This window comes from Sandaracinus amylolyticus (genome assembly GCF_000737325.1).
In the GTDB taxonomy this organism is placed as follows: domain Bacteria; phylum Myxococcota_A; class Polyangia; order Polyangiales; family Sandaracinaceae; genus Sandaracinus; species Sandaracinus amylolyticus.
Genome location: NZ_CP011125.1, coordinates 7717102 through 7744056, shown reverse-complemented (window position 1 = coordinate 7744056; position 26955 = coordinate 7717102). Strand labels below are relative to the sequence as shown.

29 protein-coding genes are annotated in these 26955 nt (G+C 72.2%); 14 read left to right on the top strand and 15 right to left on the bottom strand.

From position 1 onward, the window contains the following. Positions 1 to 2: 2 nt before the first annotated feature. From DB32_RS32685 to DB32_RS48680, 7 genes are all read right to left on the bottom strand, one after another. Entirely contained in the window at positions 3 to 557 is a 555-nt protein-coding gene (locus tag DB32_RS32685; protein ID WP_053236575.1) for a hypothetical protein, read from the bottom strand. Next, positions 557 to 1909, bottom strand: coding sequence for a hypothetical protein (locus DB32_RS32680; protein ID WP_157069653.1), 1353 nt, complete (start codon positions 1907 to 1909; stop codon positions 557 to 559). The genes DB32_RS32685 and DB32_RS32680 overlap by 1 nt, the downstream gene beginning before the upstream one ends. Positions 1910 to 1989: 80 nt before the next feature. Further along, positions 1990 to 2631, bottom strand: coding sequence for a response regulator (locus tag DB32_RS32675; RefSeq protein WP_053236573.1), 642 nt, complete (start codon positions 2629 to 2631; stop codon positions 1990 to 1992). Continuing rightward, a complete protein-coding gene (locus DB32_RS32670; RefSeq protein ID WP_157069652.1) occupies positions 2628 to 3767 on the bottom strand; it encodes a sensor histidine kinase in 1140 nt (379 codons plus the stop codon). Before DB32_RS32670 ends, DB32_RS32675 begins: the two co-directional genes overlap by 4 nt. Positions 3768 to 3805: 38 nt before the next feature. Continuing rightward, complete coding sequence (locus DB32_RS32665) at positions 3806 to 5005, bottom strand: glycine C-acetyltransferase (RefSeq protein ID WP_053236571.1); 1200 nt, start codon at positions 5003 to 5005, stop codon at positions 3806 to 3808. Positions 5006 to 5088: 83 nt separating this feature from the next. Beyond that, positions 5089 to 6024, bottom strand: coding sequence for an OmpA family protein (locus tag DB32_RS32660; protein WP_053236570.1), 936 nt, complete (start codon positions 6022 to 6024; stop codon positions 5089 to 5091). 14 nt (positions 6025 to 6038) lie between these two features. Then, complete coding sequence (locus DB32_RS48680) at positions 6039 to 6410, bottom strand: DUF4398 domain-containing protein (protein WP_169791629.1); 372 nt, start codon at positions 6408 to 6410, stop codon at positions 6039 to 6041. Positions 6411 to 6607: 197 nt separating this feature from the next. On the opposite strand from DB32_RS48680, the gene DB32_RS32650 reads away from it, so the two are divergent. After that, positions 6608 to 6892, top strand: coding sequence for a hypothetical protein (locus tag DB32_RS32650; RefSeq protein ID WP_157069651.1), 285 nt, complete (start codon positions 6608 to 6610; stop codon positions 6890 to 6892). A 1-nt stretch (position 6893) separates the two neighbouring features. Here the strand turns inward: DB32_RS32650 and DB32_RS32645 are convergent, their stop codons facing one another. Together DB32_RS32645 and DB32_RS32640 are read right to left on the bottom strand one after the other, a co-directional pair. Further along, positions 6894 to 7652 carry a creatininase family protein gene (locus DB32_RS32645; RefSeq protein WP_053236567.1) on the bottom strand — a complete coding sequence of 253 codons (759 nt, stop codon included), beginning with the start codon at positions 7650 to 7652 and terminating at the stop codon, positions 6894 to 6896. Next, the gene (locus DB32_RS32640) at positions 7645 to 9210 is read right to left on the bottom strand and encodes a benzoate-CoA ligase family protein (protein ID WP_053236566.1); all 1566 of its coding nucleotides are present in this window, start codon (positions 9208 to 9210) and stop codon (positions 7645 to 7647) included. The genes DB32_RS32645 and DB32_RS32640 overlap by 8 nt, the downstream gene beginning before the upstream one ends. Positions 9211 to 9315: 105 nt before the next feature. Between DB32_RS32640 and DB32_RS32635 the strand changes: the two genes are divergently transcribed. Both DB32_RS32635 and DB32_RS32630 read left to right on the top strand, forming a co-directional pair. Continuing rightward, positions 9316 to 10317, top strand: coding sequence for a hypothetical protein (locus tag DB32_RS32635; RefSeq protein ID WP_157069650.1), 1002 nt, complete (start codon positions 9316 to 9318; stop codon positions 10315 to 10317). After that, complete coding sequence (locus DB32_RS32630) at positions 10314 to 10733, top strand: hypothetical protein (protein WP_053236564.1); 420 nt, start codon at positions 10314 to 10316, stop codon at positions 10731 to 10733. Before DB32_RS32635 ends, DB32_RS32630 begins: the two co-directional genes overlap by 4 nt. Before the next feature lie 47 nt (positions 10734 to 10780). Here the strand turns inward: DB32_RS32630 and DB32_RS32625 are convergent, their stop codons facing one another. Further along, the gene (locus DB32_RS32625) at positions 10781 to 11956 is read right to left on the bottom strand and encodes an acyl-CoA dehydrogenase family protein (protein WP_053236563.1); all 1176 of its coding nucleotides are present in this window, start codon (positions 11954 to 11956) and stop codon (positions 10781 to 10783) included. A gap of 17 nt (positions 11957 to 11973) precedes the next feature. Beyond that, positions 11974 to 13146: an acyl-CoA dehydrogenase family protein gene (locus DB32_RS32620; protein WP_053236562.1), complete on the bottom strand. Its 1173-nt coding sequence runs from the start codon at positions 13144 to 13146 to the stop codon at positions 11974 to 11976. Positions 13147 to 13268: 122 nt separating this feature from the next. On the opposite strand from DB32_RS32620, the gene DB32_RS32615 reads away from it, so the two are divergent. The 3 genes from DB32_RS32615 to DB32_RS32605 all read left to right on the top strand — a co-directional run bounded on the left by DB32_RS32615 (position 13269) and on the right by DB32_RS32605 (position 15619). Then, positions 13269 to 14231, top strand: coding sequence for an NAD(P)H-binding protein (locus DB32_RS32615; RefSeq protein WP_053236561.1), 963 nt, complete (start codon positions 13269 to 13271; stop codon positions 14229 to 14231). After that, complete coding sequence (locus DB32_RS32610; protein WP_053236560.1) at positions 14228 to 14848, top strand: CPBP family glutamic-type intramembrane protease; 621 nt, start codon at positions 14228 to 14230, stop codon at positions 14846 to 14848. The genes DB32_RS32615 and DB32_RS32610 overlap by 4 nt, the downstream gene beginning before the upstream one ends. A gap of 105 nt (positions 14849 to 14953) precedes the next feature. Then, positions 14954 to 15619 (top strand): glutathione S-transferase family protein, encoded by a 666-nt coding sequence (locus DB32_RS32605; protein WP_053236559.1) that lies wholly within the window; start codon positions 14954 to 14956, stop codon positions 15617 to 15619. 14 nt (positions 15620 to 15633) lie between these two features. On the opposite strand, the gene DB32_RS32600 is transcribed toward DB32_RS32605, so the two are convergent. Together DB32_RS32600 and DB32_RS32595 are read right to left on the bottom strand one after the other, a co-directional pair. Next, a complete protein-coding gene (locus DB32_RS32600) occupies positions 15634 to 16554 on the bottom strand; it encodes a LysR family transcriptional regulator (RefSeq protein WP_157069649.1) in 921 nt (306 codons plus the stop codon). Between the two features lie 55 nt (positions 16555 to 16609). After that, complete coding sequence (locus DB32_RS32595; RefSeq protein WP_053236557.1) at positions 16610 to 16924, bottom strand: PilZ domain-containing protein; 315 nt, start codon at positions 16922 to 16924, stop codon at positions 16610 to 16612. A gap of 26 nt (positions 16925 to 16950) precedes the next feature. On the opposite strand from DB32_RS32595, the gene DB32_RS32590 reads away from it, so the two are divergent. From DB32_RS32590 to DB32_RS32565, 6 genes are all read left to right on the top strand, one after another. Further along, the gene (locus DB32_RS32590) at positions 16951 to 17793 is read left to right on the top strand and encodes a hypothetical protein (RefSeq protein WP_053236556.1); all 843 of its coding nucleotides are present in this window, start codon (positions 16951 to 16953) and stop codon (positions 17791 to 17793) included. Positions 17794 to 17985: 192 nt separating this feature from the next. Next, positions 17986 to 18825: a CDP-diacylglycerol--serine O-phosphatidyltransferase gene (gene pssA, locus DB32_RS32585; protein WP_053236555.1), complete on the top strand. Its 840-nt coding sequence runs from the start codon at positions 17986 to 17988 to the stop codon at positions 18823 to 18825. Then, positions 18825 to 19337, top strand: coding sequence for a hypothetical protein (locus tag DB32_RS32580; protein ID WP_053236554.1), 513 nt, complete (start codon positions 18825 to 18827; stop codon positions 19335 to 19337). Before pssA ends, DB32_RS32580 begins: the two co-directional genes overlap by 1 nt. A 62-nt stretch (positions 19338 to 19399) precedes the next feature. Continuing rightward, positions 19400 to 19822, top strand: coding sequence for a carboxymuconolactone decarboxylase family protein (locus DB32_RS32575; protein ID WP_053236553.1), 423 nt, complete (start codon positions 19400 to 19402; stop codon positions 19820 to 19822). After that, positions 19822 to 20670, top strand: coding sequence for an RNA polymerase sigma factor SigJ (sigJ, locus tag DB32_RS32570; protein WP_053236552.1), 849 nt, complete (start codon positions 19822 to 19824; stop codon positions 20668 to 20670). Before DB32_RS32575 ends, sigJ begins: the two co-directional genes overlap by 1 nt. Positions 20671 to 20677: 7 nt before the next feature. Next, on the top strand, positions 20678 to 22051 hold the full coding sequence (locus tag DB32_RS32565) for an MFS transporter (RefSeq protein WP_053236551.1): 1374 nt from the start codon (positions 20678 to 20680) through the stop codon (positions 22049 to 22051). On the opposite strand, the gene ttcA is transcribed toward DB32_RS32565, so the two are convergent. After that, complete coding sequence (gene ttcA / locus DB32_RS32560) at positions 22009 to 22884, bottom strand: tRNA 2-thiocytidine(32) synthetase TtcA (protein WP_240481276.1); 876 nt, start codon at positions 22882 to 22884, stop codon at positions 22009 to 22011. The genes DB32_RS32565 and ttcA overlap by 43 nt on opposite strands. A 58-nt stretch (positions 22885 to 22942) precedes the next feature. On the opposite strand from ttcA, the gene DB32_RS32555 reads away from it, so the two are divergent. Then, a complete protein-coding gene (locus tag DB32_RS32555; protein WP_053236549.1) occupies positions 22943 to 24886 on the top strand; it encodes a sensor histidine kinase in 1944 nt (647 codons plus the stop codon). 74 nt (positions 24887 to 24960) lie between these two features. Next, the gene (locus tag DB32_RS32550; RefSeq protein ID WP_053236548.1) at positions 24961 to 25290 is read left to right on the top strand and encodes a hypothetical protein; all 330 of its coding nucleotides are present in this window, start codon (positions 24961 to 24963) and stop codon (positions 25288 to 25290) included. Between the two features lie 33 nt (positions 25291 to 25323). On the opposite strand, the gene DB32_RS32545 is transcribed toward DB32_RS32550, so the two are convergent. Continuing rightward, positions 25324 to 26073 (bottom strand): hypothetical protein, encoded by a 750-nt coding sequence (locus DB32_RS32545; protein ID WP_157069648.1) that lies wholly within the window; start codon positions 26071 to 26073, stop codon positions 25324 to 25326. Positions 26074 to 26955: the final 882 nt, after the last annotated feature.

Here is a 26955-nt window from a genome sequence, read left to right as displayed (position 1 = left end):
CGTCAGAGCGTGATCTCGCCGCCGACGCGCGCCGTCGCGGAGAACGAGAACGTGTCGAGACCGTCGCCGTGCTCGCGCAGCGGGAGCCAGCGCGCCTGGTAGCCGATGCCGACGAAGAAGCCGTGCTCGCGGTAGTCGAGCTGCACGGTGAGGAAGCCTCCGGCCGCGAGCGACGTGTCGATGCCGATCATCGGCGCGAGGTCGTTCCAGAACATCGACGCGCCGAGACCTCCGCCGAGCTGCAGGCCGCGTGGGCCGCGGTGATGGATCCACGCGCGGTAGGTCGCGCCGGCATCGATCTCGAGGGTCATGATCTTCCCGAGCGTGGTGCCCGCGCGGATCATCCCGCCGAAGCCCGACGGTGCGTGCAGACGGACGTCGAGGGCAGCGGTCGCGCCGGTCCACTCGATCTGCTCGCCGGGCTCGCGCAGCTGCGCGACACCGTGATCGAAGCCGATCTCGAGCGCGCTGCGACCGGGGCGCTCCTGCGCGTGCGCGGTCGACGAGACGAGCAGCGACGCGACGAGCAGCGACGCGACGAGGACGAGCGCGCGCATCACCGCGCCTCCTGCTCGGTGAGCACGATGGGGTACGCGCTCATGTCGGTGACGAGCCCGGGCTCGACGCGCACGAACCACTGCATGCCGAGCTCGCGCGCCGAGTAGCCCTGGTAGAGCGTGCCTTCGGAGTCGACCTGCAGCGCGACGAAGTACTCGCCGGGCGGAACCGCGACGACGAACGAGCGATCGAAGAGCTCGTCGCGTGTGTCGTAGTCGCGCCCCGCGTCGACCTCGACCGGAGGACCGATCGCGAAGCCTCCGGGCGGCGCAGCGGGATCGCTCGAGAGCGCGAAGCCCATCGGGAGCGGATTGGGCACGCCCGGGAGCGCGGCGTAGCGACCGCGGATCCAGCCGATCTCCGCGGGCTCGCTGCCGGGCGCGTCGAGCGACGAGACGTGCGTGTGGCACACCGTGCACGAGCCGTTGCCGACGCGGCCGCCGAAGCGCGGATCGATCGTCGCGCTGCGCACGCCCATCGAGCCGAGCGCCTGTGAGCCGAGCGAGTGCTCGGTCGCGGGACGCGCGGCGAAGCCTGCTTCGACCTCCTCGATCTCGCGCATGCGGCGATCGACCTCGTCGCGCCACGGCCAGCGGTGCGCGGAATTCGCGTGCAGCGCGGTGAAGTACGAGCGACGCGCGGCGTCGAGGTCGCCGGCGCGCACGGCCATGTCGCCGATCATCGCCATCATCGCGGGGATGCCGAAGGGCGCGATCGGCGAGTCGAAGATGCGACGCGAGCGCGTGATCGAGCGGCGATCGGTGCGCACCTGGAGCGCCGCGGTCGCGACGTTCACCTCGTCGAATGCGCGGCGCGCTTCGTCGACGAGCTCGGGCGACGCGCCCTCGTAGCTGCCGACCGAGAGCGTGAAGCCGAACAGATTGAACTCGGGGTAGCGCTCGGCTGCGACGCGCAGCGCCTCGAGCGCGCTCTCGATGCCCGCTTCGTCGTGCGCGTTGCGCGCGACCGCGAAGCGGATGAACGCGTGCCACATCGGCAGGCGATCGTCGTCGGGGAACGCGGCGATCGCTTCCTCGAACGCCGCGAGACCTTCGTCGGCGAGCTCGGTGCGATCGAGCTCGGAGAGGCCGAGCATCGCGGCGGCGCCGATCGCGCGCGCGCGCTCCGGGCCCGCGGGCACGTCGTCGTGCAGCCACTGCCAGACGTCGTCGAACGCGCCAAGGTCGTAGCCCATCGTCCACATCACGGCGCTCATCGGGTCCGCGGGATCGACGGGGCGCGCTGGCGGCGTCTCGGGCTCGATCCAGCTCGGAGGAGGCGCGACCTGCGTGGACGACACACAGCCCGCGAGCGCGATCATCAGCGCGGGCCACGAAGCAGCGAATCTCATCCACGGAAGCTAGTGATCCGCGGGGTTCGCCTCCATGCATCGAAGGTCACGAACGAAGGTCATGGGTGACCCATGACCTCTCAAATCAGACCGAGCTCCTTCGCGCGCATCGCGGCCTCGGTGCGGCTCGTGACGCCGAGCTTCTCGAAGATGCTCGTGACGTGGTTCTTCACCGTGCCCTCGGTGACGAAGAGCGCCGCCGCGATCTCCTTGTTCGACGCGCCACGCCCGAGGTAGCGCAGCACGTCGAGCTCGCGCGCGGTCACGAGCGTGCTCGCCGCGGCGGGGCGCGCGCGCAGGCGCGAGAGCTCGGCGATCACCTTCGACGCGACCGAGGGCTCGAGGAACGACTCGCCGCGCGAGGCGGCGCGGATGGCCTCGCCGAGCTGCGCGGTGGACGCGTCCTTCAGCAGATAGCCGACCGCGCCCGCGCGCAGGCCCTCGAAGATCACCTCGTCGTCGTCGAACGTCGTGAGCACGACGACCTTGCAGCGCGGCTGCTGGACCTGGAGGCGGCGCGTCGCGGCCACGCCGTCGAGCACCGGCATCTTCATGTCCATCAGCACGACGTCGGGGCGCAGGCGCTCGCACGCACGCAGCGCCTCCTCGCCGTTCGACGCCTCGCCGACGACCTCGAGCTCGGGATCGACCGAGAGCACGGCGCGCAGCCCTTCACGGAAGAGCGACTGATCGTCGACCACGAGCACACGGATGCGCGTCACGCCGGCACCTCCACGCGCACGGTGAGGCCGCGGCCCGCGGCGGTCTCGAATTCGACGGTCCCGCCACTGATCGCGACGCGCTCTCGCAGACCGGTGAGGCCGTGCCCGAGCGAGAGCGCATCGGCGCCCACTCCGTCGTCCGCGATGCTCAGCACCACGCGCTCGGGCTCGTACACGAGGCGCACCGTCGCGCGGTGCGCGCGCGCATGGCGGCGCACGTTCGTGAGCGCCTCCTGCGCGGCGCGATACAGCGTGAACCCGATCGCGCCCGGCAGCGTGCGCGGTGCGCCCTCGGTCACCAGCTCCACCGCGAGATCGGGCGCGCCCGAGCCCTCGACGAGCTCGGCGATCGCGCGCGCGAACGCCTGCGGGCTCGACGGCGACACGCGCAGCATCGACACCGATCGCCTCAGCTCGCCGAGCCCGTCGCGCAGGATGTGCTGCACGCGCTCGAGCCGCTCGTCGACCTCGCGATCCTCGATGCGCGTGCGCGCGGCCTGGAGCTGCACGCTCGCGACGGTGAGCGTGTGCCCGAGACCGTCGTGCACCTCGCGCGCGATGCGGTTGCGCTCCTTCGTCGTCGCGAGCTCCTCGACCTGCGTGACGTAGTCGGCGAGCCGATCGTGGAGGCGCTCGACCTCGGCGCGCGCCTCCCGCTCGCGCCGCACCAGCTGCGAGAACACGACGACGAAGCCCGACGCCGATGCGAACCCGACCGTCGCCTGGGCCGCGCCCGAGAGCGAGAGCGATCGCGTGATGATCACCGCGAACACCGCGACGAGCGCGACCACCAGCGCGATCGCGTGGCGCAGCCGCAGGAAGAGCACGGCCATGCTCACGAGCGGCATCGCGACGAGGTACGCGCGTCCTTCGCTCAGCGCGATCGTCGCGACGACGAGCGGGACCTGCAGCGCGAGCATCTGCGCCGGGCGCTGCGGCGCGCTGCGCTCGGCCCACGCCATGCCCGCGGTCGCGATCGCGAGGTACGCGGCGCTCACCGCGACCAGCGGGAGCCACGCCGTGCTCGACGCGAGCGCGCCCGACACGCCCGCGAGCACGACCACCACGACGGTCGCGATGATCGTGCCCGCGCCCACGAAGCGGGGCCGCGCTGCCGGTGCCACGTCGTCCTGCACGAACGCTCGGCTCTAGCACGCGCGGGTCGCGCCGACGCTCAGCTGACGAGGCTCATCTCGCGACCGATCTTCGTGAACGCCGCGATCGCGCGGTCGACGTGCTCGGGCGCGTGGGCCGCGCTCATCTGCGTGCGGATGCGCGCCGCGCCGCGCGGCACCACCGGGAACGAGAAGCCGATCACGTAGATGCCCTCGCGCATCATGCGATCCGCCATGTCCGACGCGACCTTCGCGTCACCGAGCATCACCGGGATGATCGGATGGCCCGCGCCCGCGAGCGTGAACCCCGCGGCCTGCATGCCCTCGCGGAAGCGCGCGCTGTTCGCGCGCAGGCGCGTGCGCAGATCGTCGCTCGACTCGAGGAGATCGAGGCACGCGATCGACGTCTTCGCGATCACCGGCGCGAGCGTGTTGGAGAAGAGATACGGCCGCGAGCGCTGGCGCAGCCACTCGACGATCTCCTTGCGGCCCGACGTGTATCCCCCGGACGCGCCGCCGAGCGCCTTGCCCAGCGTGCCCGTGAGGATGTCGACGCGGCCGAGCACGCCGCAGTGCTCGTGCGTGCCGCGACCGCTCGGGCCGACGAAGCCGACCGCGTGCGAGTCGTCGACCATCGTCATCGCGCCGTAGCGATCCGCGAGGTCGCAGATCGTCTTCAGGTCGGCGAGGATGCCGTCCATCGAGAACACGCCGTCGGTCGCGATCAGGATGCGCTTGGCGCCGTCCGCGCGTGCCTGCTGCAGGTTGCGCTCGAGGTCCGCCATGTCGTTGTTCGCATAGCGGTAGCGCTTGGCCTTGCAGAGCCGGATGCCGTCGATGATCGACGCGTGGTTGAGCGCGTCGGAGACGATCGCGTCCTCTTCGCCGAGCAGCGCCTCGAAGAGACCGCCGTTCGCGTCGAAGCACGACGAGTAGAGGATCGTGTCCTCGGTGCCGAGGAAGCGCGACAGGCGCCACTCGAGCTCCTTGTGCACGTCCTGCGTGCCGCAGATGAAGCGCACGCTCGCCATGCCGAACCCGAGCTTCGGGAGCGCGTCGACCGCGGCCTCCACGAGCTTCGGGTGGTTCGCGAGACCGAGGTAGTTGTTCGCGCAGAAGTTCAGGACCTCGGCGCCGTCCTTCACGCGGATGATCGCGTCCTGCGGGGACGTGATCACGCGCTCGCCCTTGTAGAGCCCCTGGTCCTTCAGCGAGCCCAGCTCGCGCTGCAGATGTACGAGGAAATCCTGGTCCGCCATGCGGCGCGCACCCTACCACGCACACGCGGCGCGGACCCCGGATCGAGGGCCGCGCCGCGTGCGTGGTCTCGCGCTGCGCTGCGTCAGCGCTGCTGCTGCGCGCCGCCGGGCATCGCCTGGAGGTGGATCTCGACGCGACGGTTGTTCGCGCGTCCCTCCGCGCTGTCGTTGCTGTCGACGGGCTCGGCCTCGCCGCGGCCCACGGCCTGGAGGCGCGCCGCGGGGACGCCTTCCGCGATCAGGTAGTCGCGAACCGCCTCGGCGCGCCGCTGCGAGAGCTGCTGGTTGTAGGAGTCCGAGCCTCGCGAGTCGGTGTGACCTTCGACGACGGCGAGGCGATCCGGCGCGGCGCGCAACGCATCGGCCACCGCGAGCAGGCGCTCCCGCGCGGTGCCGCGCAGGTTCGCGCTGTCGGTCTCGAAGATCACCTCGCCGCTCAGCGTGATGATCGTCTCCTCGCGCTCCTGACGCACCGCCGCGAGCTCGCGCAGCCGATCCATCGACTCCTGCGCGCGCTGCTCCGCCTGCATGCGCGCCTGCTGCTCCGCCGCGAGCGCCTGCTGGCTCTGCTCGAGCTGCTGCTGCTGCTGCGCGACGAGGCCGCGCTGCTCCGCGAGCGCGCGCTCGCGCTCCTGCAGCGTCGCGCCGCGGCTGCGCGCGATCTCCTCGAGCTCGGCGCCGTAGCGCGCGCGATCGGCGGCCATCTGCTGCTCGAGCTCGATCTGTCGCGCCTCCGCCATCGCGACGCGCGTCTGGCGCTCCGCGATGTACGCGTAGTGCGCCTCCGCGCGCGAGCCGTCCTCCGAGGCCTCTGCCGCTTCGAGCGTGCGCTGCGCGATCAGCAGACCGTCGGGCTTGAGGCGCGCGGCCGAGCTCTCTCGAGCCTCGAGCATCGTCGCGCGCGCGTCCTGGAGCTGCGGCGTCGGCGCGGCCGCACCGCAGCCCGCGATCGCCGCGCCCGTGAGCAGCGCGCCGCCGAGGACCGCGCCCGTCATCGTCTTCCGGTTGATCTGGTCCATCGCTTCTTCTCCGCTCAGGGCTGGTGCTCGCGCTGGAGGGACTCGACCTGCTCGCGCACCGTCGCGGCCTGCTCGCGCGTGTCCGCCTCGTGCGAGAGCGCGAGCGCGAGGTCGGCGTCGGCCTTCGCGCGCATCAGCGCGCCGCCCGCCTCCTGCGTCCGCCCGCGATCGATCAGCTGCTCCGCGGAGCGCACCTGCTCACGCGCGAGCTCGAGGTGATACGCCGCCTGCGGCTCTTCCTGCGCGCCGACCGCCTCCGCCGAGCGCACCGCTGCAACCGCTTCCGCTTGTGCGCGCGTCGGCGGAGGTGCGCCTCCGCAGCCCGCTGCTGCCGTGATCAGGATCGCGCCCAGCGCGGGCACGACCAAGGCTCCTCTCGTCTGCATGCTCGCCTCCTGCGAATTCCGCGAGCGCATCCAGCAACGACGACGCCAACGCGTCCACACCGCGAGCGCTGCGATCGTGAGTGGCGCGTCGCCACACGATCGACGTCGCACCCTGCGACGCCACCGGAGCGCGATGGAGGCTTCGTGCCGCGCGTGGAATGCTCGCGCGTGGTGCACATGGAACGGCAGGAGGCTCGATGAGCGCACGAGTTCCATTCGGGGTCCTCGCGGTGCTGCTCCTCGTCGCGTGCGGGACCGACGAGGGCGAAGCGCGCGAGGCGTGCATGGACGTCGAGCGAGCGCTCGCAGCGCGCTGCGACATGCCGTTCGACGAGTCGCTCGCGGAGGAGGAGTGTCGCGACGTCGTCGACATCCGCGATCGCGAGGAGCTCTACGAAGAGTGCATCCCCGCGATCGAGGCGCTGCCCTGCGGCGAGGGCCCGGTGCCCGAGAGCTGCCTCGGACAGCTGCTCGTCGAGTGAGTCAGGTCGAGGCGAGCTCGCGCGCGGCGGTCGCGAAGACGTCCGCGAGCTCGGCGTAGAGCTGCTCGCCCTCGACCGCGCTCGCCGCCGCGGGATCGCCGAAGTACGCGCTCGGCCCGCCCGCCTCGATGAACGTCTTCTTGCCGTCGCGGATCGCGCGGCTCAGCGACGTCGGGTTCGGCGCGAGCGCCTCGGCGCGCGCGGTGCGCACGAGGAACGGATCCGCGGCGAGCACCAGGCTCGTCTCGTAGCTGCCCGCGTGGCACGCGCCGCTCTTGAACTCCTCGCCGAGGCGCAGCGCGTGCGGCTTGCGCGTGACGTCGGGGAACGCGACGCGCGCGCCGTTCGCGCGCGCCTCGTCGCACGCCTCGCGCAGCGCGCGCAGGTTCTCGGGCTCGAGGTGCGCGTTGCAGATCACGACGCCGCGCAGCCCCGTGCGCGTCGCGCCGAGGATCACGTCGCGCGCGAGCATCTTCGCGGTCTCGAAGGGCAGCGAGATCGTCCCCGCGAACTCGCTCGCGTACTCCGTCACCGCGTACGCGAGCGGCGGCAGGACGACCGCGGGCACACCCTCGCGCGCGAGCAGTCGGAACGCGCGCCGCGCCGCTTCGCGCGAGATCACGACGTCGGTCGCGAGCGGCAGGTGCGGCCCGTGCGCCTCGGTCGCGCCCGTCGGCAGCAGCGCGATCGCGCCCGCGGCGATGCGCTCGCGCGCCTCCTCGAAGGTCATCTCCGCGAGCTCGATCGGCGTCTCACGCATCCGTCAGCTCCCGGCGCAGCACCTTGCCGCGATCGTTGCGCGGGAGCGCATCCACGAAGCGCACGATCCGCGGGAACTTGTACCGCGCGAGCTGCGTCTTCGCGTGCTCCTGCAGCGCGGCGATCGTTTCTTGGTTGGGTGACCAACCATCGCGCAGCACGACGACCGCCTTCGGCACCGTCATGCCGTCCTCGTCGAGCGCGCCGATCACCGCGCACTCCTTCACGCACGCGTGGGTCGCGAGGCAGTCCTCGATCTCCAGCGGCGACACGAACATGCCGCGCACCTTGAGGATGTCGTCGCCGCGGCCCGAGTAGTAGAAGTAGCCGTCGGCATCGCGCGTGAAGAGATCCGCGCTGACCACCCAGTCCCCGCCGACGAACGTGCTCTTCGTCTTCTCCTGGTCGCCCCAGTAGCAGAGTGCCGCGCTGTCACCGCGCACCCAGAGGCGCCCGATCTCACCCGGCGCGACGTCCTGTCCGTCCGCGCCGACGATGCGCGCCTCGTAGCCCGGCACGAGCTTCCCGAGCGAGCCGAGCTTCACGTCGCCGGGGTAGTTCGAGATGTAGATGTGGAAGAGCTCGGCGCTGCCGATGCCGTCGAGGATCTCGCACCACCCGCGGCCGCGCCATCGCTCGTAGAGCGGCGCCGGGAGCGCCTCGCCCGCCGAGAGGCACATGCGCAGCGACGAGAGATCCGCGCTCTCGCTCTCGGGGTGATCGACCATCTGGCGGATCATCGCGGGCACGTTCGACAGCACGGTGACGCGGTGCTTCGCGATCTCCGCGAAGAGCTTCTCGGGCGTCGGCTTGTCGGGGAAGAACACCGCCGTGGCGCCGAAGCGGAACGGGAACATCAGGTTCGTGCCCGTCGCGTACCCGAAGAAGAGCCGCGAGACGCTGAGGAACACGTCGTCCTCGCGCAGCTGCAGGACCTGTTTCGGATAGAGCTCGGTGTTGAACGCGAAGTCGTGGTGGAAGTGCACCGCGCCCTTCGGCTTGCCCGTCGTGCCGCTGGTGAAGAGCCAGCCCGCGACGTCGTCGCGCGAGGTGTCGGCGTTCTCGGTGCGATCGCTCGCGCTCGCCATCGCGCGATCGAGCGGCTCGAACCCCGCGCGCTGCATCTCTTCGCTCACGTCGCCGGCGATCAACCGCACGCGACAGCGCGGGTGCCTCGCGAGCGCGGGCGCGAGGCGATCGAGCGTGCTCGCGTCGGCGACCACGGCGCGCGCGCGTGTGTAGCCGAGCAGGTAGTCGAGGTCGGCCTCGGTCGCGAGCGGGTTGCCCATGCAGAACACCGCGCCCGCCTTGAGGATCCCGAACCACGTCGCGGCGAACTCGATCCCGTCGAAGAGCAGGATCAGCACGCGATCCTCGAGATCGATCCCGCGATCTCGCAGCGCGTGCGACGCGCGGTTCGCGAGCGACTGCACCTCGGCGTAGGTCCACGATCGATCGCCGACCTTCACCGCGGTGCGCGCGCCGCGGCCCTCGCGGATGCGATCATCGAGGAAGTAGTCGGCGAGGTTGAAGCGCTCGGGGAAGTGCGGAGCGTCCATGCGCCGCCAGCCTACTCGATTCGCTCTCGCGTCCAGCTCCGTCGCGCGTGATCGCCCGCACTCCATCGGGAGAATCCCGCGCGGATCGCGTACGATCGCGCCGTGATGCGATCGACGTGGCTCGTGATCCCGCTCTCCGTGCTCGCGCTCGCGGGCTGCAAGAACACCCGCCCGGGCACGGGCGTCGGCGAAGAGACGTGTGTGCCCGGTGAGACGTTGATCATCGGGTGCGCCGCGGAGTGCGGCATCGGCTCGTGCGAGGGCTTCCCGAACATCCGCGTGTGCGACGGAGCGCTCGGCCGCGACGGATGCGCCGACGCGACCGACACGATGTTCGTGCAGATCGACGGCAACTCGTGCGGCGGCTCGACGTCGTGCCCGCGCGGTCGCGTCGCGTGCCCGCCCTCGGGCTCGGTGATCGTCGCGCCGTTCCAGAGCTTCGGGGACTGGAGCTGCGAGTGGGAGGTGGAGCACCGCGGCATCCTCCCGCCCGGCGGGCGCGACGGCGAGACGATCACGTGCAATCCCGGCGCGATCTACGTCGTCGGGTGCGCGCAGCTCTGCGGCGTCGGCGAGTGCGAGGGCAGCCCCACGCTGCGCGTGTGCGACGGGACGCTGTCGGTCGCGGACTGCATGAGCGAGACGAGCGCGACGCTCGACTCGGGCACGAGCTTCCGGAGCTGCGGCGGCTGCCCGCAGCGCGTCGTGCGCTGTCCGGAGTCGGGCCGCATGACGATCGCGCCGCGCACCGTGGAGGGCCAGATCTGCGAGTGGGAGGCGCGCGAGGCGCCGCACCGCGCCGACGGCACCGAGGTGTGCAGCCCGGGCCAGCGCGTCGTGGTGGGATGCGCGTCGGAGTGCGGCCTCGGCGCGTGCGAGGCCGAGACGTTCCTCCGCATCTGCGATGGCAATTCGACCCCGGAGCAGTGCCGCGCGGACGGCGCGAGCTACCTCGCGGAGGACGACGACGGGTGCGACGGCGTGTGCCCCGAGGTCGCGGTCACGTGCCCCGGCAGCGGCGCGATCACGGTGACCTCCCGCGGCTGGGGCGAGGACGATCCCTTCGCGTGCGACTGGTCCGTTCGCCCGGCAGGGATCGGAGAGTGATCGCGAGACGAGCTGCGCTGCTGGTCGCGATCGCGCTCGTCGGGTGCGGCTACGGGCGCGATCCCGGGTCGATCGCGTGCACGCCCGGCGAGGCGATCGACATCGGGTGCGCGAGCGCGTGCGGCCTCGGCTCGTGCAGCGGTGACGCGGTGCTGCGCGTCTGCGACGCGGCGGAGGCCGACGTGCGCGCGTGCGCCGAGGCGGACGCGGTGCTGCGCGAGAACGACGACGCGTGCGGCTCGGTGTGCCCGATGGTGCGCGTCGCGTGCCCGGACAGCGGGCGCGTCACCGTGATCCATCGCGCGTTCGCGGAAGGCGCGACGACGTGCGACTGGGACGTGCGGAGCGCGACGGGGCCGGTCGAGGAAGACCCCGTCCCGCAGGCCGACGCGGGCGTGGACGCGGCAGCGCCGTGATCGCGCACGAGCACGAGCGGTGATGGCTCGTGCTCGTGCGCTCGGGATCACTCGCCGACGGTCGACGCGAACGCGTCGCGCGACGCGAAGCGCGTGAGGTGGAACTCGTCGTCGCCGAACAGCGTGCAGAGCACCTGCATGCGCTTGAAGTAGAGCCCCACGTCGTGCTCGTCGGTGATCCCGATGCCGCCGTGCAGCTGGACGCTCTGCTGCGTCACGTACTTGCCGCCCGCCGTGAGCCGCGCTTTGGCGATCGACACCGCGCGACGACGCTCGTCGGCGTCTTCGTCGTCGGCGCGCACCGCCGCGAGGATCGCCGTGCTCTCGAGCAGCTGCGTCTGCACGAACATGTCGACCGCGCGATGCTGCAGCACCTGGAACGTCCCGATCGGCACGCCGAACTGCTTGCGCACCTTGAGGTACGCGTTCGTCATGTCGAGCACGGTGCGCGCGATGCCGAGGCCCTCCGCGCACGCCGCCGCGGCCGCGAGATCGAGGGCCCACTCGAGCGCGACCTGCGCGTCGCCGCCCGTGAGCAGCACGCCCTCTGCGCCCTCGAGCCGGATCTGCGCCGCGCGGCCCGAGTCCATCGTCGTGATGCTCTCGATCGCGACGCCCTTGCTCTTCGCATCGACGACGAAGAGCGCGAGCGCGCCGTCCTCGGTGCGCGCCGACACCACGACGTGATCCGCCGCGTGCCCGTTGAGCACGAGCACCTTCTCACCGGTGAGCGCGTGACCGCCGCCCGACTTCTTCGCGACGGTCTTCACCTTCGTCACGTCGTAGCGCGAGTGCCGCTCCTGCCACGCGAGCGCGAGGCTCGTGTCGCCCTCGATCATCGGCGTGAGGTACTTCGCGTGCTGCTCCGCGCTGCCCGCCTTGAGCAGCGCCCAGCCCGCGAGCACCACGCTCGCGACGTACGGCTCGGGCACCAGCGTCGTGCCGAGCTTCTCGATCACCAGCGACGCGTCGAAGAAGCGAAGCCCCAGGCCGCCGACGCTCTCCGGGTAGAACAGGCCGAGCCATCCCAGCTCCGCCATCTGCTTCCACACCGCGGGCTCCCAGTTGCGCGGATCCGCCTTGGCGGCGTGACGCTGCTCGACGCCCTCGACGTGCGGCATCGAGCGGATCTTGCGGAGCCGCTCCACCGGCGACGTCTTCTTCGCGAAGCTCGCCGCCGACTCGGCGAGCATCTTCTGCTCCTGCGTGAGCTCGAAGTCCATTCTCGTCTACTCCTCTCTCACGCCTGGGCAGGGAGCCCGAGGATCCACTTCGCGATGACGTTGCGCTGGATCTCGTTGGACCCGCCGTAGATCGTCGTCGCGCGCGTGTAGTTGAAGGCCGACGGGATCCACTGCTCGCTCGGCGAGAGCACGCCGGGCGGCGTGAACCACGCCATGCAGCTCGGTCCCATCACGTCCATCGCGAGCTCCATCGCCTGCTGCAGGATCTCGGAGCCGCGGATCTTCAGCACGCTCGACTCGGGCCCCGGCGCGTGGCCGAGCTGCGCGCCCGCGAGCGCTCGATAGTTCTGCATGCGCAGCGCCTCGAGCTCGACCTCGAGCCGCGCGATGCGACCGCGCCACGCGGGATCGGCGAGCAGCCCGTGCTCCTGCGCGATGCGCTTCACCCGGATCAGCGCGCGCGTCGACGTGCCCACCGCGGCGATCAGCGTTCGCTCGTGCCCGAGCAGCGCCTTCGCCATCGTCCATCCGCCGTCGACCGGCCCGACGACGTTCTCCTTCGGCACCACCGCGTTGTCGAAGTACGTGTCGCAGAACGCCGGCGTGTGCCCGGTCGTCAGCATCGGCACCGCCTTCACGCCGGGCGTCTTCATGTCGATCAGCAGGAACGAGATGCCCGTCTGCTTCTTGCCCGTCTGGTTCGTGCGCACGAGGCAGAAGATCCAGTCCGCGTACTGCCCGTACGTGGTCCACGTCTTCTGCCCGTTGACCACGAAGTTGCCCTTGCCGTCGTCGACCGCGGTGGTGCGCAGCGACGCGAGATCGCTGCCCGCCTCGGGCTCCGAGTAGCCCTGGCACCACGCCTCTTCACCGCTGAGGATCTTCGGCAGGAAGCGCTGCTTCTGCGCGTCGGATCCGAACTGGATGATCAGCGGTCCGACCATCGCGAGCCCGAACGGCGAGAGCGTCGGCGCGCCTGCCTTCTCCAGCTCCTCGGAGAAGATGAAGCGACGCGCGGCGTCCCATCCGGTGCCGCCGACCTCCTTCGGCCAGTGCGGCGCGACCCACCCCTTGCGGTAGAGGATCTTGTGCCACTCCATCACTTCTTCGTGCTCGAAGTGCCCGTCGACCGCGGCCTTCGCAGCGAGGTGCGGCGGCATCTGGGTGCGGATGAACTCGCGCACCTCCTCGCGGAAAGCTTCTTGATCGGGCGTGAACGAGAGATCCATCGCTGCTCCTCGTCTGGCGCGCGTGCGCGCGCACGGACCTTGGAGGATAGGTGCGAGGTGCCCGAAAATGAAGCGCGGTTCAGTGCTGGCGCCGTGCGCCACCCGGACCTAGGTCGCTCCTCGTGCGCGTGTTGCTCTCGGGCGCGACGGGCTTCGTGGGCCACTTGCTCGAGCCGGTGCTCCGCGCCTCGGGGCACGACGTGGTGTGTGGCAGTCGTGACCCGGATCGCGCGCGTGCGCGCTGGCCGGAGCGCGCGTGGACGCACCTCGATCTCGATGATCGCGCGTCGATCGCGCGCGCGATGGAGGGATGCGACGCCGCGTACTACCTCGTGCACGCGATCTCGACGAAGCACGACTACCCGGAGCGCGAGGCGCGCGAGGCGGACCGCTTCGCGATCGAAGCGCGCGCGCACGGTCTCCGGCGCGTCGTGTACCTCGGCGGCGTCGCGCCGAGCGGCCGCGCGTCGCGCCACCTGCGCTCGCGGCTGCGCACCGGCGAGCTGCTGCGCACCGGCGCGCCGTGCTGCGTCGAGCTGCGCGCCGCGATGATCATCGGCGAGGGCAGCGCGAGCTGGGCGATGGTGCGTGATCTCTCCGCGCGCCTGCCCGCGATGGTGCTGCCGCAGTGGACCCAGTTCCGCAGCGCGCCGGTCGCGATCGACGACGTGCTGATCGCGCTCTCGCGCGCGCTCGAGCTCGACGTGCCCGGATCGTGCTGGCTCGACGTGCCGGGGCCCGAGCTGATGACGCACGAGGAGCTGCTGCGTCGCGTCTCGGCGAAGCTCGGTCATCGCCCTGCGATGGTTCCCGTGCCGGTGCTCACTCCGTCGCTCTCGAGCTGGTGGGTCGCGCTCGTGACCGACGTCGGCCTCGCGATGGCGCGCGAGCTCGTGCAGGGACTGCAGAGCGATCTCGTGCCCAGCGGCGACTCGATCTGGGATCGAATCGCCGATCACGCGCCGATCACGCTCGAGCTCGCGGTCGATCGGGCGATGCGCGCGCGACGTGGACCGGAGCGCGGGCTCGTCGCGACGCTCGTCGATCGCGCTCGGCTCCGCAGCGCGAGCGCGGCGCGGGGATGACGGCGCTCCGGGCCTCGCCGCGCGTCGCGTGGCTCGCGTTCGCCATCTCGCTCGTCGCGCTCTCGGCGTCGCTCGCGATCCGCAGCGAGGTGAGCGTGTGGGTGAGCACCGCGGCGGCCGGCGCGATCGGGATCGCCGCGACGCTCGTCACCACGCGCATCGAGGTGCGCGTGTCGCCGCGCTGGATCGTGATCGGCGCGGCGTCGGGGCTCGCGATGGCGATCGCGACGCACGTGCTGTACCCGATCGGCGTCGCGATCGTGCCCGGTCTCGAGCGCGAGGTCGCCGCCCTCTACGACGAGCTGCGTGCACCGCCCGGACCGCGCGCGGCGGTGCCGCTCCTCCTGCTCGTCGTGCTCGCGGAAGAGCTCGTGTTCCGCGGCCTGCTCGTCGCGCTGCTCGAGCGCTGGGGCGTGAAGCGCAGCGCCGTGCTCGTCGCGGCGACCGCGCTCTACACGGTGCCGCAGATCGCGGGCGGCTCGCTCGTGCTGATCGCGCTCGCGATCGCGTGCGGCGCGCTCTGGACGTGGCAGCGACAGCTCAGCGGCGGGATCGTGGTCCCGCTGATCACGCACGCGCTCTGGGATGTGATCGTGCTCGTGCTCGTCCCGCTCTGATCGAATCTGCACGGCGGCCTGAAAAACTCTTCGATCCTCGAGCGACGACCGCGCGGCCATAACCGGCTCGTCGGCGTCCTCGGCGCCTCACGAACGGAGTCGCGTGTGCCCAGCTTCGAGCTCGTCAGCAACCACCTGTGCCCGTACACCCAGCGCGCTGCGATCCTCCTCGCCGAGAAGGGCGTGCCCTTCGAGCGAACCTACGTGGACCTCGCCGACAAGCCGGCGTGGTTCCTCCGCATCTCGCCGCTCGGCAAGGTCCCGTTGCTCCGCGTCGGCGACGCCGCGCTCTTCGAGACCTCGGTGATCTGTCAGTACATCGAAGAGGTCACGCCGGACGCGCCTCGGCTCCCCGCCGATCCCCTGCGCCGCGCTCACCACCGCGCGTGGGCCGAGCTCGCCTCCGCGATCCTCGCCGACGTCTACGCGTTCTACACCGCGCCCGACGCGACCAGCTTCGATCGCAAGTGCGGCGACCTGCGCGCGAAGATGTGCTGGCTCGACCAGCACCTCGCCGACGGCCCCTACTTCGACGGTGCCGACTTCGGTCTGGTCGATGCCGCGTTCGCGCCGGTGTTCCGGCTCTTCGACACGTTCGATCGGATCGGCGACTTCCGCATCTTCGACACGCTCTCGAAGGTGCCCGCGTATCGCGCCTCCCTCGCCGCGCGCCCGAGCGTCGCGCAGGCGGTCGTGCCCGACTATGCGCGCATCTTCCACGTCTATCTCGCGGAGCGCGGGTCGCACCTCTCGCGGCTGATGGCGAGCTGACCCAGCGCGCCGGCTCAGGCCGCCGCGTCGCCGCGCAGGAGCGGCACCGTGTCGCGCAGCTTCGCTGCCAGCGCGTCGGCGGCGCGCCGGATCTTCGGGACGCGCGCGACGTCGGGGTGCACCAGCAGCCACAGCGGGAGCTCCAGCGCGTCGATCGGCGCGCCGACGCGCACGAGCTCGGGGATCGAGCCGCCGACGAAGCACGGCAGGAGCGCGCACCCGATGCCCGCGCGCGCCGCGCGCGCCGCGCCGAGGAGCGTGTTCGCGCGGAAGCGCAGATCACGCTCCGGCACGTGGCGCGCGACCCACTCGCCGGGCCCGCTGCACGCGAGCGCCGCGTCGAAGCCGATCCACGGCACGCCGCCGAGCTCGCCGGGCTCGCGCGCACCACGCACCACCTCGCGCGCGCCGTACACCGCCATGCAGACGTGCCCGACGCGGCGACCACGCAGCGACGGGTCCGGGCTCGCGGTGACACGAAGCGCGACGTCCGCCGCACGCTGCGCGAGCGAGAGCGCCTGGTTCGACACGATCAGCTCGAGCCGCAGCCCGCGCTCCTCGGCGCAGAGCGCGGCGATGACGTTCGGGAGCAGGTACTCGGAGACCGCGTCGGGCGCCGTCAGACGCACCGTTCCGTCGACGCCGCTGTCGCGACCTTCGATGCGGCGCTCGAGCGCGGCGATCTCGTCGCGCAGCCGCACCGCGAGCGCGCGCATCTCCTCGCCCGCGGCGGTCGGCCGGAGGCTCGAGGGAGTCCGATCGAAGAGCCGCGTGCCGAGCCTCTCCTCGATGCCACGCAGTCGCCGCGAGAGCGTCGGATGGCTGATCCCGAGCGTCGTCGCGGCAGCGGAGAGCGTCCCGCGCTCCGCGATCGCCAACACGATGCGGAGGTCGTCCCAGCTCGCGCCCGAGGGCGATGTGCCGTGCGCGCTCATCGACGCGCCCAACATGACGTCGCGTGCGCCCCGCGACCAGATCGCCGCAGGGCGATCAGACCTTCGGCGCGTCCTTGAACATCTGGTTGAACGCCCAGACTTCCTTCGCGCGGAGGCTGCCGAACTGCACGCCGACCAGGCCGTCCTTGATCCACCGCACGGTCGCGGGGATCTCGGCGTCTTCCTTGAGCGGCGCGAGGCGCAGGCGTAGCCTGACCTCGGCACCGAACGTGACGCGATCCTTGATCTCGATCAGCGCACCGCCGAGGCTGACGTTCTGCGTCACGCCCGCCGACTCACCGTCGGGGTGCTTGAGGATCACATCCAGCGTGAGCGCATATCGCTCGTGGACTCTGCGTCCGCTGCTCATGGGCAGGTCGACACTGACCCTTCGCGATGAGTGAAGTCAAGCATCGTCTCCGCGTCGGGCCGGATCTCCTCGCAGCGATGCTCGTCGTCGTTCCGTCCTCACTGCTCGCCGCGATCTGGCTCTCGCCGCGCGCCGCGATCCCCGCGGAAATCCCGCCGCTCGCGATCGACGTCGCCGACGCGCGCGCGTCGATCGAGCACGAGCATCGCCTCGCCGCGCGTCCGCCGACCGACGACGACGCGCGACGCCGGCGCGCGCTCTACGAGGAGCAGAACGTCGCCTCGATCCACGGCGAGCCCGCCGAGCGCGGAGAGGCGCGCCGCGCCGAGCTGCGCGACGTGCTCGATCGGATGATCGACGCGCACGGCGACGCGGTCGTCGACGTGCTCCGCGCCGAGGACGTGGAGCGCATGATCCCGGCGCTCGCCGGCGAGGGCGACGACACCGCGCGCGCCGCGACGCTCGGCGACTTCCCCGAAGCGCTCGAGCGATGGGGCGCGATCGCCGACGGGCGCCGCGTCGCGCCCGATCTCGTCGTGCGCGCGCTCTACGCCGCGCGATGGAACGCGGTGCACGGACGCCCGCTCACCGATGGCCTCGACGACGCGCGGCTGCGCGCCTACCACGGCTGGCTCGCGCTCCACGGCGACGCCGCGGACGAGCGGCTGCGGCTCGCGGCGCTCGACGCGTACGAACGAGCCGGCGGCGCGCACGCCGACGAAGCGCGCGGCGTGCTCGCGTGGCGCGCCGGCGACGCCGAGGGCGCAGCGCTCGCGTTCACCCACGGCCACGAGCGGACCGGCGATCTCCGCCTCCGCAACCACGCCCTCGCCGCCGCCATGCGCGCCGCCGGGCCGGGCGAGCCCTGAGCGAGCGTCGAAACGGCTCGCCGGCACAGGGCGCTCCCGTCCGCGTGCGCGACACGCTCCCGTGCGGCCCCTCCGCCAGCGAGACTCCAGCTGGACCGAGCCGCCTTGCGCGTCGTCACCCTCGGGACATTCTTCGCGCTTTGCGCGTAGACTGGGCCGCGTTTCGTGCGTGACGGGAAGCAGGGGAGGGCCATGCGTTTCGATCTGAGGAAGACGCTCTTCATCCTCCCGAACCTCTTCACGCTCTCCAGCATCTTCTGCGGCTTCTACGCGATCGTCGCGTGCACCACCGCGAACGGCTCGGGCGAGACCAGCGCGGAGGACTTCTACCGCGCGGCGCTCCTCATCGTGTTCGCGATGTTCTTCGACGTGATCGACGGCCGCGTCGCGCGCCTGACCAAGACGCAGAGCGCGTTCGGCGTGCAGATCGACTCGCTCGCCGACGTCGTCTCGTTCGGCATCGCGCCCGCGATCCTCGTCTACCGCTGGTCGCTCCACACGCTCGGCGTCGGCGGCCTCATCGCCAGCTTCGCGTACGTCGCGTGCGGCGCCATCCGCCTCGCGCGCTTCAACGTGATGGCGACCAGCCCGAGCGGCGCGCCGAAGAAGCCGGGCAAGTACATCATGGGCCTGCCGATCCCCGGCGCGGCCGGCGCGCTGGTCTCGATCATCGTCGCGAACTTCGCGGTCACCGGCTCGCTCCAGAGCGCGCCCGAGGTGATGCTCGGCGTCGTGATCGCGCTCTCGTTCTTCATGGTGAGCACGGTCCCGTTCCGCTCGTTCAAGGACATCAAGCTCGGCTGGCGCAGCGTGATCTTCGTCGGCCTCACGATCGCGTCGAGCGCGGTGATCGCGGTGACCTACCACCCGTCGTTCGCGCTGGTGTGGCTCATCGTGGGCTACGTCGCGATCGCGGTGCTCGAGGCGGTGCTCGAGATCTCGCGCAAGGCCGCGCGCCTGGCGGGACGTCGCGGCTCGCCCGCGGCGACGGTCGAGCCCGCCGAAGAGAAGCAGCGCCCCAGCGTTCCGTGATGATGCGAACGTGTCTCCTGCTGTGCGCGGGCCTCGCCCTGGCGGCGTGCGACGGTGACGGCGCGCCGGACGACCTCGCCGCGAGCTGCGCCGGCGAGCGTGTGCTCGAGTGCGATCCCTACGAGTACACGGGGATCGCGAGCGCGATGGTGACGCCCGAGCGCATCGGGCCGCTCGATCCCGCCGCGCGCGCGACGGTGCACGTCGAGCTCGAGGCGTGCGACATGCGCCCGGGCGCGGCGAGCGTGCAGCTCTTCGCGCTGATCGCGCCCGCCGACGCGGGCGCCGACGAGGTGCGCGTCGTCGACCTCGGCCTGACCCTGCGCGACGACGGGACCAACGGCGACGAGGTCGGCAACGACGGCGTCATCGACCAGACCGTCGGCAACCCGTTCGGCCGCGAGATCCCGGAGCGCAGCGACATCACGCTGCGCTTCGTGCCGGTGCTCGCGGGCTGTCAGGGCGACCCGTTCGAGCTGACGTACCCGACCGGGACGCGGTTCGACATCTGATCGAGCAGCCCGCGTCACAACGCGCCACGTCGATCGTCATCTCCTCGAAGGAGAGACACGACATGAGCGACATCCGTTACGAACAGCAGATCCCGGCCGTCCTCTCGGCGCTCGGCGCGGTGCACCACGCGATCGACGAGCGCCCGCTCGAGCGCAAGCTGCACCACCTCGTGACGCTCCGCGCATCGCAGATCAACGGGTGCGCGTTCTGCGTCCGCATGCACACCCGCGAGGCGCGCGAGGACGGCGAGACGAACGAGCGCCTCGATCGCCTCGTGGTGTGGCGCCACTCCACCGACTTCGGCGAGCGGGAGCGCGCCGCGCTGGCGTGGACCGAGGCGCTCACCCACCTGCACCCCGACACCGACTACGCCGCGCTGCGCGCGCAGCTGCGCGCGTGCTTCACCGAGCCCGAGATCGCGGCGCTCACCGCGACCGTCGCCATGATCAACCTCTGGAACCGATTCCAGGTCGCGAGGCACTGATGACCGACGATCCGTTCACCCAGGCGCGCCCGATGCTGCTCGGGCTCGCGTACCGCATCCTCGGCTCGCGCGCCGACGCCGAGGACGCGGTGCAGGACACGTACGTGAAGTGGCTCGGCGCGCACGACGTCGAGAGCCCCGCGGCGTGGCTCACCGCGACGTGCACCCGGCGCTGCATCGACATGCTGCGCTCCGCGCACCGCTCGCGCGTGGACTACGTCGGACCGTGGCTGCCCGAGCCGCTCCACACGCCCGCGGACGAGCCCACCGACGCGTCGCTCGCGTCGTCGCTCGGCACCGCGTTCCTGCTCGTGCTCGAGCGGCTCACGCCGAAGGAGCGCGCCGCGTACCTCCTGCACGAGGTGTTCGACGTCTCCTACGCCGAGACCGCGCGCACCCTCGAGATCAACGAGACCGCGTGCCGCAAGCTCGTCTCGCGCGCGCGCACCCACGTCGAGCAGGCGAAGGTGCGCCACGTGACGCCGCGCGAGCGGCAGGACGAGCTGCTCGCCGCGTTCGAGGTCGCGATCACCTCGGGCGAGCTCGATCGCCTCTCCGCGCTGCTCGCCGACGACGTCGAGCTGCGCGCCGACGGCGGCGGCAAGGTCTCCGCGATCCGCGAGCCGCTCCACGGCAAGCAGGACGTGCTCGCGTTCGTCCGCCAGCTGGCCGCGTGGTGGCGCGACTACGAGTGGATCGCGACCGAGCTCAACGGTGGGCGCGGCGTGGTCCTGCGCGCGAACGGCACGATCACCACCTCGCTCACGTTCGCCTACGACGAGGCGGGCGCGGTCACGCAGGTGTTCATCGTGCGCAACCCCGACAAGCTCGCCGCGCTCGTGTCCTGAGGCCGACGTGGCGGGCTGGAGGGAGCTCTTCGCGGGCGCGGGCGCGCTGCGCGCGCTCGTGCTCGTCGGTGGGGTCGCGCTGCACGCGATCGACCTCTACGTCGCGACCACGATCCTGCCCTCGGTCGTCGCGGAGATCGGCGGGCTCGAGCGCTACGCGTGGAGCACCACGCTCTTCGTGGTCGCGTCGATCGTCGCGTCGGCGCTCTCGGCGCGCTTGCTCGCGCGGCTCGGCGCGCGTCGCGCCTACGTCGCGGCGTCCATCGTGTTCGGTGCCGGCGCGTGGATCTCCGCGAGCGCGACGTCGATGGACGCGATGCTCGCGGGCCGCGTGGTGCAGGGGCTCGGCGGCGGGCTCCTCGTCGCGCTGCCCTACGGGATGATCCGCACCCTCTACGACGAGCGTCTCTGGCCGCGCGCGATGGCGCTCGTCTCGGGGATGTGGGGCGTCGCGACGCTCGTGGGCCCGGCGATCGGCGGGGTGCTCGCCGAGCTCGGTGCGTGGCGCGCCGCGTTCGGATCGCTCGTCCCGGCGACGGCGCTCTTCGTCGTGCTCGCGCTGCGCGCGCTCCCGGGGCGCAACGAGACGAGCGTCGCGCCGCCGATCGCGTGGGCCCAGCTCGCGCTGCTCGCGGCGTCGGTGCTCGCGCTGTCCGGGGCGAGCGTCGCGCGCTCGAGCGCACCGCTCGTCGCGCTCGCGGTGGCGCTCGTGATCGCGCTCTTCGTCGTCGAGCGGCGTGCCTCGTCGCGCGTCTTCCCGCGGCTCGTCGCGCCGCTGGTGAAGCTCTACGCGGTGCTCTCGCTCCTCGCGATCACCGTCACCAGCACCGAGATCTTCGCGCCGCTCTTCCTCCAGGTGCTGCACGGGCGCTCGCCGCTCGTCGCGGGCGCGCTCGCCGCGCTGATGGCGGGCGGGTGGACGCTCGGCTCGCTCGTCGGCTCGAGCGCGCGCGATCCGCGGACCATCGAGCGCGCGCTGCGGGTCGCGCCGGGGATCGTGCTCGTCGCCACCCTCGCGTGCGCTTGGCTCGTGCCCGCGCGCGCCGACGACGGCGCGCTCGTCCTGCCGATCGCCGCCGCGCTGGCGACGCTCGGAGTCGGCGTCGGCATCGCGTGGCCGCACGTGCTCACCCGCGTGCTCCAGGTCGCGCCCGCCGACGAGCCCGAGCTCGCGTCGGCGTCGATCACCACCGTGCAGCTCTTCGCGACCGCGCTCGGCGCCGCGCTCGCGGGCGTGATCGCGAACGGCGCCGGGCTCGCCACGCCCGACGGCGTCTCCCGCGCCGCGCTCGCGCTCTTCGCGACGTTCTCGCTCGCGCCCGCGGCGTGCCTCGCGCTCTACTCGACGACCGGCAGCTTCCGCACCGCGCGCGCTTCGTAGCGCGCCTCGCGCGTCTCGGTCGCGCGCTCCGGGCGCACGTGCTCGGGGCGCGCGCGCCACGCCTCGAGCACCTCGGGATCGAGCAGGTGCGTGGGACGCACGTTGCCCAGCGCGCGCATCATCACGCTGCGCACGTCGGGGTGCTGCGCCTCGAGCTGCGCCAGCAGCGCGCTCATCTTCTCGCGCTGCAGGCCCTCCTGCGAGCCGCACAGGTTGCACGGCAGGATCGGGAACGCCTCGAGCGCCGCGTACTCCGCGATGCGCGCCTCGTCGCACTCGATCAGCGGGCGGATCACCCGGAAGCGCCCGTCGTCGGTCACGTAGCTCGCGGGCATCGCCTGCATCTTCCCCGCGAAGAACAGGTTCATCAGGAACGTCTCGAGCGCGTCGTCGCGGTGGTGCCCGAGCGCGATCGCGCTGCACCCGAGACGCTCCGCCGCGCTGTAGAGGATCCCACGGCGCAGGCGCGAGCACACCGTGCAGTACGTGCCGCCCGGCGCCGTCCGCGCGAGCACCTCCGAGTACGTGTCCTCGCGCAGGATCTCGTACGCCTTGCCCCGCTGCGCGAGCCACGCCTCGAGCGGCGCGCCGTCGTAGCCCGGCTGCGCCTGATCGAGGTGCACCGCGACGAGCTCGACCGAGAACGGCAGGCGCGGCACCAGCTTGTCGAGCAGCGTGAGCAGCGTGTAGCTGTCCTTGCCGCCGCTGATCGCGACCATCACGCGCTCGCCCGGACGCAGCAGCTCCCAGCGCTCGCACGTCGTCTTCAGCGTGCGATAGAGGTGCTTCTCGAGGACGCGCCGTCGCTCTTCCATGACGCGTCGGACTAACACCGCGCGCCCTCGGCGTCGACGGGCGGTGGACGGCTCCCGCCGTGCCTAGTTGCGTCGTGTGGCCGGCCCGCTCCCCGAAGGCTCGCTCGCCGCGGGTGTCCCCGCTCGTGTCTCTCCGCTCGCCGACCTGATCGCGGCGCATCGCCACGCGCTCCTCGCGTGCGGGGCGCCCTCCGCGAGGGCCGACGGCGCGCTCGACGCGGTGGTCGATGCGCTGATCACGAGCCTCCGCGCGGGGTCGAGCGAGGGTGCGCGCGAGTCGGTCGGTCCGATCGCGAACCTCGAGGCCTTCGTGCGCGAGCACGACGCGCTCCGCGAGTGCCTCCTCGATCTCGTCGCGGCGCACACGTCGCTCGTCGCGCTCGCCGAGCTGCGGATCGCGCTCGCGTTCCTCGCCGAGCGCGTCGCGGCCGGGGTCGCGTCGTTCGTCGGCGCGCGCGCCGAGCTCGCCGAGGCGCAGACCGCCGCGATCCTCGACGTCGCGCTCGACGCGATCGTCTCGATGGACGCCGACGGTCGCGTCGTCGCGTGGAACCGCGCCGCGGCGCGCATGTTCGGGTACACGCTCGACGAGGCGCTCGGGCGCTCGCTCGCCGAGCTCGTGATCCCTCCGCACCTGCGCGATGCGCACACGCGCGGCGTCGCGCGCTACAACGCGACGCGCGAGAGCCGCATCCTCGATCGACGCCTCGAGATGCCGGCGATCCGTCGCGACGGCTCGGCGCTCACGGTCGAGCTCACGATCACCAGCGTGCCGAGCGGCGGCGCGCCGTGGTTCACCGGCTACCTGCGCGACATCACCGCGGTGAAGCGCGCCGAGGACCGGCAGCGCGTCCTGCTGCGCGCGTCCGAGCTGCTCGCGTCGTCGCTCGAGCTGCACACGACGCTCGGCTCGCTCGTCGAGCTCGCGGTGCCCGCGATCGCCGACTGCTGCGTCGTCGAGATCCCCGGCGAGAGCGGGCGTGAGGGGACGCTGCTGGTGCACCACGCGGACCCCTCCCAGCGCGAGCGCGCGCACGCGCAGCTCCGGGCGTCGTCGCGCGAGCCCCCGCGCGTCCTCCGCACCGGCGAGGCCGAGCTCCATCCAGGCCTCGAGCGCGAGCGCTTGGCGAGCGACGTCGATCTCGCGGCGCTCCACGCGATCGGCGCGCGCTCGGTGATCCGCGTCCCGCTCGCGGCGCGGGGCCGCGTCCTCGGCGCGCTCACGCTCGCGAGCGCGAGCTGGCGCTACGCGCACGACGATCTCGACTTCGCGCGCGAGCTCGCCGTGCGCGCCGCGCTCGCGATCGACAACTCGAGCCTCTACCAGTCGGCGCAGCGCGCGGTGGTCGCGCGCGAGGACGTGCTCGCGATCGTCTCGCACGATCTCCGCAACCCGCTCTCCGCGATCCGCACCAGCGCGTCGCTGCTCGGGCGCACCGGCGACGAGCACGCGGCGGGACGGCTGATCGAGACGATCCAGCGCGCGTCGGGCCGCATGGAGCGCCTGATCCGCGACCTGCTCGACCTCGCCGCGATCCAGGCGGGACGGCTGACGATCGTGCAGAAGGACGAAGACCCTCGCGAGATCGTCGCCGAGGCGGTCGAGCTGCAGGAGCCGCTCGCGCGCGAGAAGGAGCTGCACCTCGTCGCCGAAGTCGCGCTGCCGGCCGGCGTCGTCGTGCGCTGCGATCGCGAGCGCGTGCTGCAGGTCTTCTCGAACCTCGTCGGCAACTCGATCAAGTTCTGCCGCCGCGGCGAGACGATCACGGTGGGCGCGGCGCTGACCGAAGGCGCGCTCGAGATCGTGGTGGCCGACACCGGCCCCGGCATCGCGCCCGCGGAGCTGCCCCACGTGTTCGATCCGTACTGGTCCGCGCGCCGCCACGCGCGCCGCGGCACGGGCCTCGGGCTGTTCATCACGAAGGGCATCGTCGACGCCCACGGCGGCACGATCCACGCGGAGAGCGAGCTCGGCGTCGGCACCACGTTCACGTTCACGCTGCCGCTCGCGAGCGCGTGAGCGCGCGATCGTCGCGACATGAGAGAACATCCCGCGTGCTCGCGCGTCGATGGCGAGCACAGGAGGCTCCATCCATGTCGCGTTCCTTCGTCTCGTCGCTCCTCGCGCTCTCGGTCGTCGTTCTCTCCGCGTGCGGCGGATCGTCCTCGAGCGAGCCCGCATCGACATCCGACACCACCGGCAGCGAGCAGGCCGCGTCGGACGACACGACGACCACACAGCACACGCCCGGAGAGTCGGAGCACCGCTGCTCGCAGGAGCTCGCGGCCACCGACTGCACCGGCTGCACGATCCGCGAGACCGGTGACCCGGTGGCGGCCGCGACCCCGATCTGCGAAGCGACCCGCGAAGGCGAGGTCGTCGCCTGCCTCGAGGCGTGCTGCACCGGCTGCCCGCGCGAGTGACGTGATCGAGAGGACGCGCGCGAAGCGCGCGGATCAGCTCGCGGGCGTGTCGCCGCCCGGCGCGGGCGTGACACCGGGATCGGTGTCGCTGCTCGCGCCGCGCTCCGCGGCGGCCTCGGCCGCGCGGATCGCGCCGAGGATCGGCTCTTCGTCGATGCCCTCGGCAGCGAGGTAGGCGGCGACCGAGTTGACCACGCGGATCCACTGGTTGCGCGCCGCGCCGCTCTTGAGGACGAGCTGGCCCTCGGCGCCGAGCGCCGCGCGCTTCACCTCGCCCTCGCCGAGCGCACGCGCGCTCGACTGCAGCAGCGCGAAGAGCTCCTCGCCGGTGCGTCCGTCGAGGAACTTCAGCTTCGCGAGCGTGCGGCGCATCGCCGGCGTGACGCGTGCCTCGCGCAGCTTGCCCTCGCCGGCCTCTTCCACATAGCTGCGCTGCACGATCGCGGCGCCGGTCGGGAAGAGCGCGTCGCGCAGCAGCCCGAGCGAGACGCGGGCCTCGTCGGTCTCGGCGATCACGATCTCGCCGTCGAGGCGATAAAGCAGCGCGCGCACGCACGCGTCGTGTCGCGCGTCGAGCGACGTCATCTCGGTCACGAGCTTCGCGAGCGCGGTGTTCGGCGGAGGCTGCGCGGCGATCATTCCGTCGTACGCGCGCTCCAGCTGTCCGAGCGGACCCTCGGCGCCGCGCACGGCTTCGAGCGCCTTGCGTCGTTTGCCCCCTGGCGCGAGCAGCTCCGCGGTCAGCTCCACGATCTGGGCATTCGTCAGACTCTTGAGCGCCATCGTTCCCCCCGTTGGCTGCCGACGTGGTAGCGGAACCGAGCGGCGTCGATCAAGAGCCGCACGCGCAGTCGCGCGAACCCGATCCGCGCCGGCGCGAGCCGCGCCTGCGCGTGTCGCGTCGCGGACGGCCCGGCGCGAGCCGCGCGCCGACGTGCGCGAACCAGGCGCGCTGCGGCGAGAGCTTCCGCGTCGGCGACCGAACCATCCGCAGCCCGGCTCGGGCCGGCTTCTCGTCGGTGGAAATCACTCCACTCCGAGCGAGAGCTGCCCCGAATCCGGTTCGCGTGGCGCGGCACGAAGCGCCGACCGTCCCGCGAACGGTCCACGTCGCCACGGACCCGGCGCGCGCCGCGTCGGCGGTGTAGGCGCGCCGGAGGTTCGCGCGCGCCGCGGGCTGCAGACGGTTCGACGTCGCGCGCGACCGGCGCGTACGTCCGACGCGAGCACGATCCGCGGGGACTCGAGATCGCGCCGACCGCGAAGCAACCCCACCACGAGCGGCCCGCTCGACGAGACCCAGCTCGAAACGGCTGCGAGCGCGAGCGCGCGTCAGCGCGCCCTGCGCGAGCGTGCACACCGAAGCCTCACGGTCAGCACCCAGGTCGTCCTCGAGATCGCGCTCTCGCGAGCGACCAGCGCGTGCTCAGCGCGCGCGACGCGGATCACGGCTCGGCGAGCGACGCGAGCTGGGGACATCGGTTTCGGTCGCCGTGGAGGAGGCTCGAGGTCGGCTGCGCTGGAACAGCCGTGCACGAGCACGTGGCACGTGCACGTGTACGATTCACGACGCGGCGCCTCGCGACGCGAGCGCCGCGCGCTGTCTGCGGCCTGGATCGCGGAGCGCGGCGTGGCGATCTGCGGGGACTCGAGATCGCGCCGACC